This is a genomic window from Streptacidiphilus sp. P02-A3a, assembly GCF_014084105.1.
Classification (GTDB): Bacteria; Actinomycetota; Actinomycetes; order Streptomycetales; family Streptomycetaceae; genus Streptacidiphilus.
The window spans coordinates 6,393,299-6,405,463 of record NZ_CP048289.1; the positions used below are offsets into that span (position 1 = coordinate 6,393,299).

The 12,165-nt window shown below is 73.0% G+C and carries 9 protein-coding genes and 1 pseudogene; 5 read left to right on the forward strand and 5 right to left on the reverse strand.

Annotated elements, in window-relative coordinates; translation table 11 throughout:
* Window positions 1–18 precede the first annotated feature (18 nt).
* On the reverse strand, window positions 19–1,053 hold the full coding sequence (locus GXP74_RS27260; RefSeq protein WP_182453879.1) for a hypothetical protein: 1,035 nt from the start codon (window positions 1,051–1,053) through the stop codon (window positions 19–21).
* A 269-nt stretch (window positions 1,054–1,322) separates the two neighbouring features.
* Between GXP74_RS27260 and GXP74_RS27265 the strand changes: the two genes are divergently transcribed.
* Window positions 1,323–3,725, forward strand: a complete 2,403-nt coding sequence (locus tag GXP74_RS27265) for a protease pro-enzyme activation domain-containing protein (RefSeq protein ID WP_182453880.1) — start codon at window positions 1,323–1,325, stop codon at window positions 3,723–3,725.
* A gap of 64 nt (window positions 3,726–3,789) precedes the next feature.
* Here the strand turns inward: GXP74_RS27265 and lepB are convergent, their stop codons facing one another.
* The 4 genes and pseudogenes from lepB to GXP74_RS27285 all read right to left on the reverse strand — a co-directional run.
* Window positions 3,790–4,623, reverse strand: coding sequence for a signal peptidase I (lepB, locus tag GXP74_RS27270; RefSeq protein WP_182453881.1), 834 nt, complete (start codon window positions 4,621–4,623; stop codon window positions 3,790–3,792).
* Window positions 4,620–5,672, reverse strand: a complete 1,053-nt coding sequence (locus tag GXP74_RS27275) for a hypothetical protein (protein ID WP_182453882.1) — start codon at window positions 5,670–5,672, stop codon at window positions 4,620–4,622. Before GXP74_RS27275 ends, lepB begins: the two co-directional genes overlap by 4 nt.
* Before the next feature lie 27 nt (window positions 5,673–5,699).
* The gene (locus tag GXP74_RS27280) at window positions 5,700–6,224 is read right to left on the reverse strand and encodes a SigE family RNA polymerase sigma factor (RefSeq protein ID WP_182453883.1); all 525 of its coding nucleotides are present in this window, start codon (window positions 6,222–6,224) and stop codon (window positions 5,700–5,702) included.
* 186 nt (window positions 6,225–6,410) lie between these two features.
* Window positions 6,411–7,061 (reverse strand): annotated as a pseudogene (locus GXP74_RS27285) (phosphoribosyltransferase); the annotation flags it as partial.
* 134 nt (window positions 7,062–7,195) lie between these two features.
* Here GXP74_RS27285 and GXP74_RS27290 point away from each other — a divergent pair.
* The 4 genes from GXP74_RS27290 (at window position 7,196) to GXP74_RS27305 (ending at window position 12,159) form a co-directional block, all read left to right on the forward strand.
* The gene (locus tag GXP74_RS27290) at window positions 7,196–8,464 is read left to right on the forward strand and encodes an SLC13 family permease (RefSeq protein WP_370468568.1); all 1,269 of its coding nucleotides are present in this window, start codon (window positions 7,196–7,198) and stop codon (window positions 8,462–8,464) included.
* 2 nt (window positions 8,465–8,466) lie between these two features.
* Window positions 8,467–8,976, forward strand: a complete 510-nt coding sequence (locus GXP74_RS27295) for a universal stress protein (RefSeq protein WP_182453885.1) — start codon at window positions 8,467–8,469, stop codon at window positions 8,974–8,976.
* Window positions 8,977–9,067: 91 nt separating this feature from the next.
* Window positions 9,068–9,823, forward strand: a complete 756-nt coding sequence (locus GXP74_RS27300; protein WP_182453886.1) for a GntR family transcriptional regulator — start codon at window positions 9,068–9,070, stop codon at window positions 9,821–9,823.
* Window positions 9,824–10,008: 185 nt separating this feature from the next.
* The gene (locus GXP74_RS27305; RefSeq protein ID WP_182453887.1) at window positions 10,009–12,159 is read left to right on the forward strand and encodes an alkaline phosphatase family protein; all 2,151 of its coding nucleotides are present in this window, start codon (window positions 10,009–10,011) and stop codon (window positions 12,157–12,159) included.
* Window positions 12,160–12,165: the final 6 nt, after the last annotated feature.

Below are 12,165 nucleotides of genomic sequence, written 5' to 3' on the forward strand. Positions count from 1 at the left end.
CTGATTCCCGGCCGGGGTTCAGGTCCACTCCCAGCGGATGCCCACCACGCCCGGCGGCACGTCCAGCGCCACCACGTGGGCGCTGCCCGAGGGGCCGATCCACAGCGGTCGGCGCAGCCGGTCCCGCGCGTCGCCGCAGTCCCGCTCGTAGTGGTAGCAGTGGGCGGGCACGGCGGCCGGGTCGAAGTGCACCTGGAGCACGTACTCGCGGGCCGGGATGGTGAACCGGCGGTCGCAGTTGGTGGCCGGTTCGGCGTTGCTCAGCAGCACCTCGTAGTCGAACACCGCCGTGTCGCCGGTGTTCAGCGGCGTGTCCAGGACGAGTTCGGCCATCACGAACTCGGAGTCCGGGCGGTGCCGGATGCGGCCGACCCGGGCGTTCCGCACCAGGCTGAAGACCGCCGGGTCCTCCCTGGCCTCGTTCGACTTGAAGCCGACGATGCAGCGCGAGACCCGGTCCGTGGTGGCCCGGACCACCTGCCGGACCCGCAGCAGGTACTGCCCGCTGCGGGCGTCCACGTGGTAGTGGTCGTGGATGCTGAGCCGTTCCAGCGACTCGGCCGGTGGCGCCGCCAACTCCTCCAGCACGTCCAGCAACCAGGGGTCGTCCGGCCAGAGCTCGTCGAGTCGGCGGGACTCGGCGCGGGGCTGCTTGGCCGCCCAGCGTCCGCGCGGCCGGGGCGAGCCCAGTCGGCCGGAGAGCTCCCGCTCCGGGAGCCCGAGCAGCTCCTCCAGCAGCGGCACCGCCCGCAGCGAGGCCGACCGCTCCGGTCGGCTGCGCCCCCGCCGCCAGTAACTCAGGGTGGTGACACTGACGTTGACGCCGCTCAGGGCCAGTCGCCGCTGGATCGCGTACAGGGTCAGCCCGCTCGCCTCGATCGCGGCGTGCAGCCGCCCGGCGAAGCCGTCCGGATCCGCGGCGGGTCCGACGGACGCGGGGGTGTGGGGGGACAACTCGTGCTGGTACTGCCGCGCCATGGTGCCGCCCCGTCCCGCTGCCGTACCCGTCGTGCTGAGTGCCCCCATGCTGCCCGCCGCGAAGCTGTGTGTCACCGGTCCGAAGCTGGGAGCGCGCTGTGAGTCGTGACACGGTGACCGGGCGAATATCGCGTGAACGTCATCTTTCCGCGATGGAACGGTTACCCTGCGCGTTTGATTTCCGTCCAGTTGTGAACAGTTGTTCAACATTTGACTGTTCATTGACAAAAGATGGGCATCTCCTTGCCGCGGCCCGGGTCCGGATCTGCCAGGTTGCCGGTCGACGCTCCAAGACCTGGAGTGCGAAGCCCCTTCCTGGTGTGCGGCCAGGACGAGGAGGATCCGTGAGATACCGATCGATTGCCGCGGCGGCCGCGTTCGCCCTGCTGACCCCGGCGGCGGCGCTGATGAGCGCGACCGGCGCCCAGGCTGCCGTCCAGTCAGCCGCCGCCGTGCCGCTCGCCGGCAGCACCTCCCCCGCCCTGGCCTACTCCCACCGCGTCGGCGCGCTGCCGGGCAGCCGGCGGCTGTCGGTCGCGGTCACTCTCAAGCTGCGCAACCAGGCCCAGCTGTCCGCCTTCGTCGGCGCCGCGAGCACCCCGGGCACCGCCGCCTACGGCCACTACCTGACCGCGGCCCAGTTCACCGCCGCGTACGCGCCGACCACGGCCCAGGTCGACACCGTCTCGGCCTTCCTGCGGAGCAAGGGCCTGACCGTCACCCGGGTCAGCGGCAACCGCGAGTCCCTCGACGTGACCGGCAGCGTCAGCAGGCTCCAGGGCGCCTTCGGCACCACCGAGAGCACCTACCTGGACCCGTACAGCCACCGGCAGTTCTACGCCAACGACCACGCGGTGGTCCTGCCGTCGGCCATCGCCGCGCTGGTCGCCTCGGTGGCGGGCATGGACGACCACACGGTGCGCGCGCCGGAGCTGGTCCGCAAGGACGACAGCACCCCGCACTCGACCCCCTCGGGCGTCAGCCCCAGCCAGGTCGACACCGCGTACCGGATAAACCAGACCGGCGAGAACGGAGCCGGGGAGACCGTCGCGCTCTGGGAGTTCGACGGCTACGACTCCTCGGACCTGAGCACCTACAACTCGCAGTACAAGCTGTCCGGCCCGGCCGCGACCACGGTCTCGGTCGACAGCGCCGACTACGACTCCGACCCGGGCCAGGGCGAGGGCGAGGTCGAGCTCGACAGCGAGGTCGTCCGCGCGGTCGCGCCGCAGGCGACCCAGCTGGTCTACGAGGCCCCCAACAGCGACCAGGGCGAGATCGACATCGCGAACGCGATCGTCTCCGCCGACAAGGTCTCGGTCATCTCCATCTCCTGGGGCTCCTGCGAGCAGGACACCACCCCGTCGGTGATGACCGCGGTCAACAACACCTTCGAGCAGGCCGCCGCCGAGGGCATCAGCATCTACAGCGCCGCGGGCGACAGCGGCTCGCGCGACTGCACCGGCAGCACCAGCGGCTCCGGCGTCAAGGCCGTCGACTTCCCCGGCAGCAGCGTCTACGACACCAGCGTCGGCGGCACCACCCTCAGCATGGGCTCCGGCGGCAGCTACTCCTCCGAGAGCGCCTGGAGCGACGGCGGCGGCGGCGTGTCCACGCTCTACACCCGGCCCAGCTGGCAGCCCGGCAGCAGCACCTACCGGACCGTGCCCGACGTGGCCTCCAACGCCGACCCGAACAGCGGCTACGCCATCTACACCGGCGGCTCCTGGGAGCAGATCGGCGGCACCAGCGCCGCCGCGCCGCTGTGGTCCGGCTTCACCGCGCTGTACAACGAGAAGGCCGCCGCCGCGAGCAAGGCCAACCTCGGCTTCGCGGACCCGGCCATCTACCAGGTCGGCGAGGGCAGCGGCTACGGCTCCGCGCTGCACGACGTGACCACCGGCGCGAACCAGGACTACTCGGCCGGTCCCGGCTACGACGAGGTCACCGGCTGGGGCACCCCGGTCGCCGACGGCCTGATGACCGCGCTCCTGGGCTCCGGCGGAACCACCGGCGGCAACACCGTCACCGTGACCAACCCGGGCAGCGAGTCCGGCACCGTCGGCACCGCCGCCTCGGTGCAGATCGCCGCCGGCGACTCGGCCTCCGGCCAGACCCTGACCTACAGCGCCACCGGCCTCCCGGCCGGACTGTCGATCAACGCCTCCACCGGCCTGATCTCCGGCACCCCGACCGCCGCCGCCACCTCCTCGGTCACCGTGACCGCCAAGGACACCACCGGCGCCACCGGCAGCACCACCTTCAGCTGGACCGTCACCGGTACCAGCAGTTGCACCGCCGCCCAGCTGATCGGCAACCCCGGCTTCGAGACCGGCACCGCCGCCCCGTGGACCGCGAGCTCCGGCGTCATCAACAACGACACCACCGACGAGCCCGCCCACTCCGGCAGCTGGGACGCCTGGCTCGACGGCTACGGCACCACCCACACGGACACCCTGTCCCAGCCCGTGACCGTGCCGACCGGCTGCGACGCGACCTTCAGCTTCTGGCTGCACGTCGACACGGCCAAGACCGGCAAGACGGCCCAGGACAAGCTCACCGTCACGGCGAACTCGACCACCCTGGCCACCTACTCCAACCTGAACGCCGCCAACGGCTACGCCCAGGAGACCTTCAACCTGTCCTCGTTCGCGGGCCAGAAGGTCACCCTCAAGTTCAGCGGTGTCGAGACCAGCGGCGCGCAGACCAGCTTCGTCATCGACGACACGGCCCTGAACGCCTCCTGACCCCTGGCGGCACCCCCGCAGGGCCCGGCGCGGCCATCCCCGCCCGGGCCCTGCCCCGGCTGGGTCAGCGGCGGTCGCGGCGGCGCCTGAGGTACCAGAGCGAGACCGGCAGCACCAGTGCGGCGCCGTCCGCCACGGCGGGCAGCGCGGCCGAGGAGAGCCCGCTCTGGTGGAAGGTCGACGGCACCGACAGCGCCGACCAGTGGCTGATCGGCCAGGCCACCACGAACGCCCGGCCGACCACGTCCTTCAGCGGCACGAAACCGCCGCCGTTGTTGTGCGCGCGTTGGTCGCGGGAGTCGGCGGAGTCGTCGCGGTGGTCGCCCATCACCCACAGATCGCCCTTGGGCACGGTCACGGTACCGGCCGGGTACAGGTCGCAGGGGGTGTTCCCAGGGTAGATGTAGGGCTCGCTCAGGGTGGCGCCGTCGACCGAGACCGGGGCTCCGGCCTTGCAGAGGACGGTGTCGCCGCCGACCGCGATCACCCGCTTGATCAGGTCCTGGTCGTTGGCGGAGGGCATCAGCCCGATCGTGCTCAGCACCGACTGGAAGTCCCGGGTCACCGGGTTGGTGGACGGGGCGGGCAGGTCCTCGCCGGACAGCCAGCCGCCCGGGTCCTTGAACACGATCACCTGGCCGCGCTGCGGGGTGGCCCCGAACCACGGGCTCAGCTTGTCCACCAGCACCCGGTCACCCGGCTGCAACGTGTTCTGCATGGACTGCGAGGGAATGGAGAAGGCCTGGACGAAGAAGGTCTTGATGATCACCGCCATCACGATCGCCGCCACCACCAGCAGCGGCACCTCCTTCCAGAACGGACGCTGCTTGCCAGGCACGGGCGTGGGCACGGGCACGGGTGCGGGCACGGGCGCGGGCTCGGGCGCGGGCTCGGTCATCGGCCGACCGCCGGGAACACGTCGGTCGTCCAGTCGGCCTGGTCGGTGCCGAGCGCGGAGACGTACCTCAGGTACGCGGTCGCGCTGCCCAGCGGGCTGGCCGGGGAGTCCGCCGGGACACCGGCGAAGTCGGCGCCCTGGTCCCCGTTCTGATTGAGCGTCAGTGAGATGTGCAGACCGTCCAGGTTCTCGCTGGCGGTCACCGGGCCGTGCTGGGTCGGGCCGCCGCCGGGCAGCACCGAGATCTGCGCGATCACCCCCCGGCTCACCGCGACGTCCACCTGGGCGTCCGCCAACGCGCCCTGGCGCAGGCTCAGTTCGGCCGCGGCCGAGGCCGCGGAGGCGGCCAGCGGGCCGCTCAGCCGGATCGGCAGCGGCCGCTGCGCCGGGGTGAAGACCAGGCTCCTGGCGATCCTGACCGCGACCGGCTCCGCCAGGCCGCCGGTGCTGACCTGGATCCACTGGCCTGACGGCGACTGGAGCACGACGTCGACGCCCAGCTCCGGCGTGCCCGAGGCACTGGCGTGGGTGCTGGTCCGCGCGTACGCCCGGTGCCCGTTGACCGGGTCGATCCGGGTCATCGAGGCGGTGTCCGCGTTCAGCTCCACGCCCGGCTTCTGCTCCACGTAGAGGTTGACCATGTCGGCGAAGCGCGGACCGTGGGCCTCGTCGTTCTCCCCGTACGAGTGGTCCGACTCGACGCCGTTGTGCTCGTAGGAGACCACCGTGTCCTGCGGCGGCAGCCAGCCGAAGGCGGCGCTCTGGGTCAGCGGGTCGCGGCCCGGGGCCGCGCCGGTGACGGGGGCGGCGGGCGACTGCGCGGGCGCGGCCGGGAGGGTGGTGGTGGCTCCGGCCGTCGGCAGGAAGACCACCACCAGGGCGACCGCGGCCAGTCCGCTGACCGCCCCGGCGACCCGGCGCCGCAACCGCCGGCGGACCAGTCGGCGGCCGTCGCCGAGCAGGCGCTCCAGGTCGACGGTGCTGGCCGGGATGGGGGCGTCGAAGACCGCGTCGAGGCCGCGGCTGAGGGCTTCACTGTCACTGATCATGATCGGTCTCTCCTTCGCTGCGGCGCTTCACCGCGACGCGGATTCGCTGGACGCGGGTTGGATCTCGGCCAGGACCGCCCGCAGGGCGTCCAGGCCGCGGGCGCTCTGGCTCTTGACGGTCCCCTCCGAGCAGTCGAGCAGCGCGGCGGTCTCGGCGACCGAGAGGTCGCAGTAGTGGCGCAGCACCAGGGCCGCGCGCTGCTTCGGCGGTATCCGGGCGAGCGCGGAGAGCAGGTCGAGCGTGCCGTCCACCTCGTCGGTCCGGGAACCGGTGACCGCGTCGACGTCGACGTGGTGGTGCGAGGTGCGCCGCCACCAGGAGCTCTTCTGCTCGTTGAGGAAGACGTTGACCAGCACCCGGCGGGCGTACGCGTCCAGGTTGTCGGCGCGCCGGGCCTGGCCCCAGTTGACGTAGAGCCGGAGGAAGGCAGCCTGGGTCAGGTCGTCGGCGCGGTGCCAGTCGTGGCAGAGCAGATAGCCGATGCGGCGCAGCCAGCCCGTCCTGGCCTGCACGTACGCGGTGAACTCGGCGTCCCGCCGCAGCGTCGCCATGCAGGGGCCCCCTTACGGAAGTGGATTCGGACAACCGCAAGACAGCGTCGGCCGCGCAAAGGGTTGCACGGGTCGCCGGATTGGTTCGCGGCGGCCGGTCGCGGTCGCCGGAAGCAGGGCAGCCGGAAGCAGGGCAGCCGGAAGCAGGTCGCCGGAAGCAGGTCAGCCGGAGCGGGGCAGGTGCCCGCTGTCCGCCCGCGTCCGCGCCGCCGCCCGGTCCAGGCAGTCGACCACCTGCTCGTCGGTGGACTGGGTGAAGTCCTGGTAGAACTGCCCGATCCCGAAGAAGTCGGCCGGGGTGTCCGGGCAGACCAGTTCGTCGGCGACCCCGGCCAGCCGGGTCCGCCAGTCCACCGGCGCCACCGGCACCGCGAGCACCACCCGGGCCGCGCCCTGCGCCCGGGCGATCAGGCAGGCGGCGCGGGCGGTGGAGCCGGTGGCCACGCCGTCGTCGACCACCAGCGCCGTCCGGCCGGTGAGCCCGACCCGGGCGCGCCCGCCGCGGTAGCGGTCGGCCCGCCGCTCCAGCTCCACCCGCTCCCGCCGCTCCACCGAGGCCAGTTCGGCGGCGGAGGTCCCGGTCGCGGTCAGCACCGCCTCGTTGACCACCCGCACCCCGCCCTCGCCGATGGCGCCCATGCCCAGCTCCGGCTGGAACGGCACCCCGAGCTTGCGCACCACGATCACGTCCAGTGGCGCGCCCAGCGCGGCGGCGACCTCGGCCGCCACCGGTACCCCGCCGCGCGGCAGGCCAAGCACCACCACGTCCGGGCCCCGCAGCCGCTCCAGCCCGGCGGCCAGTCGGCGTCCGGCATCGGCCCGATCAACGAAGTCCACGGCCGGACCTCCTCAGTCCTGGCCCCGTGGCAGGGCGGAAAACCGCAGGTCAGTGCCAGCCTACGCCCGCCGTGGCCGGACGCGGCGGGGCCGGGCGGATACGGTGGGGTGTCCCTGCCTGTCCGTGGTCCGACCTGGAGCCCTCCCTGAACACCGCTGTCGCCGAACTGCTGTCCGTCGCCCTGCTGCTGGGAGTGCTGGCGTTCGCCGTGGCCCGTCCCCGGGGCTGGCCCGAGGCCGCGGCGGCGGTCCCGGCGGCGGCGCTGCTGGTGGCGGTCGGGGCCGTCTCCCCGGCCCAGGCGTGGGCGCAGACGCGGAGCCTGCTGCCGGTGGTGGGCTTCCTGGCGGCGGTGCTGGTGCTGTCGCAGCTGTGCGCGGACGAGGGCCTGTTCACGGCGGCCGGGGACGTGGTGGCCCGGATGTGCCGGGGCAGTTCGGTGCGGCTGCTGGCCGGGGTGTTCGTGGTCGCGTCGCTGACCACGGCGGTACTGAGCCTGGACGCGACGGTGGTGCTGCTGACGCCGGTGGTCTTCGCGACGGCGGCCCGGGCCGGGGCCAGGCCCCGCCCGCACGTGTACGCCACCGCGCACCTGGCGAACTCCGCCTCGCTGCTGCTGCCGGTCTCCAACCTGACCAACCTGCTGGCGTTCACCGCCAGCGGTCTGTCCTTCACCCGCTTCGCGGCGCTGATGGCCCCGGCCTGGCTGCTCGTCATCGGCATCGAGTACCTGGTGTTCCGCCGCTTCTTCCGGGCCGACCTGGCCGCCCCGCCGCGCCCGGCCCGGTCGTCCGCGCGGCCGGAGACGCCGGTGTTCACGCTGGTGGTGCTCGGCCTGACGCTGGCCGGGTTCGCGGTGACCTCCTTCGTCTCGGTCAACCCGGCCTGGGCCGCGCTGGCCGGGGCGCTGGTCCTGGGCGGGCGGGCGCTGGGCCGCCGGAAGGCCACCGTGCCCGGCCTGCTCGGGATGACCAGTCCGCTGTTCTGCCTGTTCGTGCTGGCGCTGGGGATCGTGGTCAAGGCGGTGGTCGACAACGGCCTGGACAGCGCCGCCGGTCGGCTGCTGCCGCACGGCGACAGCCTGCCCGCGATGCTGGCGGTCGCGGGCGTCGCGGCGCTGCTGGCGAACGTGATCAACAACCTGCCCGCGATCCTGGCGCTGCTGCCGATCGTCGCCGCCGGCGGTCCCGGCGCGGTGCTGGCGGCGCTGGTCGGGGTGAACCTGGGACCCAACCTCAGCTACGTCGGTTCGCTGGCCACCCTGCTCTGGCGGCGCATCCTGCGCGACCACGACACCGACTCCGACCTGGGCGACTTCACCCGCCTCGGCGCGCTCACGGTGCCCGCCACCCTGCTGGCGGCCACTGTGGCAGTCTGGGCGATGCTGCGGGCGATCGGAGGCTGAACGTGACCGTACTGGTGTGGATCACCGAGGGGACCTGGCAGGCCGCCGTCGACGCCGCCCGCCGACACGCCCCCGCCGACACCGGGATCACCCTGCTCCACGTCACCGGCGACGACGTCGCGGCGACCGCCCACGGCGCCTTCGCCGGGCTGCTCGGCCGCGGCCGAGCCGGGCGCGACCCCGGCGACCAGGTACGGGCCCTCGCCGACGACGCCGCCACCGAGCTGCTCGCGGCCGCCACCGACCGGCTCGACCGGGACCGGGTGGTCCGCAGCCACCGCCACGGCCGGGTCGAACGCGAGGTCGTCCACGCCGCCGAGGACGCCGAGCTGCTGGTCTGCGCGCGCGACGGCGACCGGCGGCGGCTGGGCCCGCACAGCCTGGGCCCGGCCACCCGGTTCGTGGTCGACCACGCGCCGTGCCCGGTGCTGCTGGTGTGGCCGGAACCGGCCCCTGGCATCGAGTCGCTCCCGCCCGCGCCGCCCGGTCCGCCGCCCCCGGACCGGCCCTGATCCGCCGGACGCCCGCGTTGACCTGCAAGGTTGACCTGATAGCCTCCACTGTGCCCGACGCCAGCGCTACCTTCGAGCAGGACGTGCCCCCGTGACATCCACCGGTCCGGCCTCGGCGAAGGAGCACCCGGCGATCGCGGCCGACATCGAGCGGCGGATCGTCGACGGGGTGTATCCGGTCGGCCGCAGGCTGCCCAGCGAGCAGGCGCTCGCGCAGGAGTACGCCACCACCCGGGCCCGGGTCAGGACCGCGCTGGCGTCGCTGGCCCGGCGCGGCCTGCTGGTGTCGCGGCCCAACTCCGGCTGGCTGGTCCAGGCCGGGCGCCAGGCGCAGACGGTGGGCGAGATGCGCTCGTTCTCGCGGTGGGCCGCGGCGCAGGGGCGCGGGTTCAGCGGGCTGATCGTGCGCCGCGAGCACGGCGGCGCCACCGCGCGCGAGGCCCGGCTGCTCGGCATCGGGCTGGGCGAGCAGGTACCGCGCTTCGTCCGGGTGCGCACCCTGGACGGGCGGGCCGTCATGGTCGAACGGTCGACCTGGGCCCCGTGGGTGCTCCCGGTGATCGACGCGCTGCCGGACGACGTGCCCTCGGTCTTCGGCGCGCTGCACTCCGCCGGTGTCCACGCCGTCCTCGGCGACCACCGGATCGAGGCGGTGGCCGCCTCCAGCGACGACGCCCGGCTGCTCGGGCTGCGCAGGTCCAGCCCGCTGCTCCAGGTCAGCCGCACCACCGCGACCCACGGCGGACGGATGGTCGAGGTCGCGGTCGACCGCTACCTGTCGGACGTGGTGGCCTTCGACGTCCGGGCCCGGGACGTCGCCCGGACGCTGCTGTCGCCGGGCGACTGAACCGAGCCGCCGCCGGGGCCCGCGGCCCGCCCGGATCCGGCCCACTGCGCGCAGTCGGCGATCGAATCGCCACTCCCGGACCCGGAATCGTCGGGGTGTCGGGCCGCGTTCACGGTTGATTCACCCGCAGCGCTTTTGATCCGAACTGTAGTGCCTTCACAGTTCACACACATCAGGAGCGTCCGATGACCACCGACCCCGAGCCCTCCCGATCCGACAGCGCGCAGCCCGGGATCCAGGTCCCGCAGGCGATCCTGCGGTCCGGGCTCTCCCGGCGCGGCATGCTCAAGGCCATGGGCCTGTTCGGCGGCGCGACCGCGCTCGCCGGCAGCGGCGCCGCCTGGGCGGCCACCGGCGGCGCGGCGGCCGGAACGCCGGGGAAGTCGACGGCCTACGTGCTGCCCGAGGGCTTCACCGGCACCATGGCCGACCTCAAGCACGTGGTGATCCTGATGCAGGAGAACCGCGCCTTCGACCACTACTACGGCGCGATGCCCGGGGTCCGCGGCTTCAACGACAAGCAGGCGCTGCGCTTCCAGAACGGCACCACCGTCTTCTCCCAGCCCAACGGCTCGACCGTGGTCAAGCCGAACCACGTGACCACCGTCGCCCAGTCCACCACCGGGCTCGACCACGGCTACGCCACCGGCACCGCCGCCTGGAACGGCGGCAAGTACAACAACTGGGTGCCCGCCAAGGGCAGCGCGACCATGAACTACCTCACCGGTGAGGAGATCCCCTGGCAGTGGTCGCTGGCCAGCAACTACACCCTGTGCGACAACTACCACTGCTCGATCATGGGCCCGACCACGCCCAACCGGCTCTACCTGTGGACCGGCACCTCCGACGGCGTCACCGGCAACGGCGGTGAGACCTCGGGCAACCGGGCCTGGCAGACCTACCCGGAGGCGCTCCAGGCGGCCGGGGTCTCCTGGCGCGTCTACGTCGACAACAACAACGGCGACGGCTGGGTCGGCGACTACGAGGACAACCCGATCCGCGGCTTCGCCACCTTCACCCCGAGCGCCGCGAACCTGGCCGACACCACCAAGACCGCCCCCGGCACCGGCCTGGTCTGGCGCGCCAACTCCTTCCCGTACGCCCCCGACGGCCTGCCCAACAACGACAGCGACACCAACCTCAACGGCGTCCTGGCCGACTTCATCGCGGCCTGCGCCCCCGGCGCGCAGTACCCGCTGCCGCAGGTCTCCTGGATCGTCTCGCCGTACGAGTGGTCCGAGCACCCCTCGGCCGACCCGGAGCACGGCGCCCACTACACCAACCGGGTGATCCAGGCCCTGCAGAGCAACCCCGACGTGTGGAACCACACGCTGCTGGTGCTGAACTTCGACGAGAACGACGGCTACTTCGACCACGTGCTGCCGCCGGTCCCGGAGCCCGGCACCGCCAGCGAGTTCTCCGGCAGCACCCCGCTCGGCTACGGCGCCCGGGTGCCGATGACCCTGGTCTCGCCGTGGACCCGGGGCGGCTGGGTCAACTCCGAGGTCTTCGACCACACCTCGGTCATCCAGTTCCTGGAGGTGTGGACCGCCGCCATGGGCACCCCGGCCCCGAGCACCACGATCACCCCCTGGCGCCGCTCCATCAGCGGCAACCTGACCAGCGCGATCGACTTCACCCGCCCGGTCCTCGGCGTCCCCTCGCTGCCGGACACCGCGGCGCTGGTCGCGATCGCCCGGGCCGGGGGCACCATCGCCACCCAGCTGACCACCGACGACCAGTGGACCGACTACCCGCCGCTGCGCCCGCGTCCGCTGTCCTTCCACGCGCAGAGCACCTTCACCGAGAACCGCGCCACCGGCCTGGTCACCGCGAACATGAGCCTGGTCGGCGGCGCCGCGGGCAAGGCGGTGAGCCTCCAGGTGTTCCCCGACCAGTACAAGGCGTTCAGCAACACCCCGTTCACGGTGACCGCCGCCGCGCCGCGCAGCTACAGCTGGGACGCCTCGGCGCTCCAGGGCCGGTACGCCTTCTCGATCTACGGCCCGGACGGCTTCGTCCGCTCGCACGCCGGAACCGTGCTCCCGGCCGGGCAGAACAACGCCGGGGTGCCCCGGGTCGACGTGGCGCTCACCCCGGGCAGCAACCCGACCGTGGCGATCACCCTGCACAACGACGGCCTACAGCAGGTCCACTACACGCTGACCGCCAACGACCACGTCGGCGGCGTGCAGGACTTCTGGGTCGCGCCCGGCCAGTCCAAGCAGGTCAACTGGCCCACCGCGGACGGCTACTACGACGTGGTGATGACCACCGACACCGGTACCGGCTGGACCCACCGCTACGCCGGTCGCATCGCCCAGACCACCAACTGACCGACC

Bases quoted from the DNA above. Each gene is read 5' to 3' on its own strand.
- lepB (WP_182453881.1), bottom strand. From the start codon at position 4,623: ATGACCGAGCCCGCGCCCGAGCCCGCGCCCGTGCCCGCACCCGTGCCC.
- GXP74_RS27275 (WP_182453882.1), bottom strand. From the start codon at position 5,672: ATGATCAGTGACAGTGAAGCCCTCAGCCGCGGCCTCGACGCGGTCTTC.
- GXP74_RS27280 (WP_182453883.1), bottom strand. From the start codon at position 6,224: ATGGCGACGCTGCGGCGGGACGCCGAGTTCACCGCGTACGTGCAGGCC.
- GXP74_RS27305 (WP_182453887.1), top strand. From the start codon at position 10,009: ATGACCACCGACCCCGAGCCCTCCCGATCCGACAGCGCGCAGCCCGGG.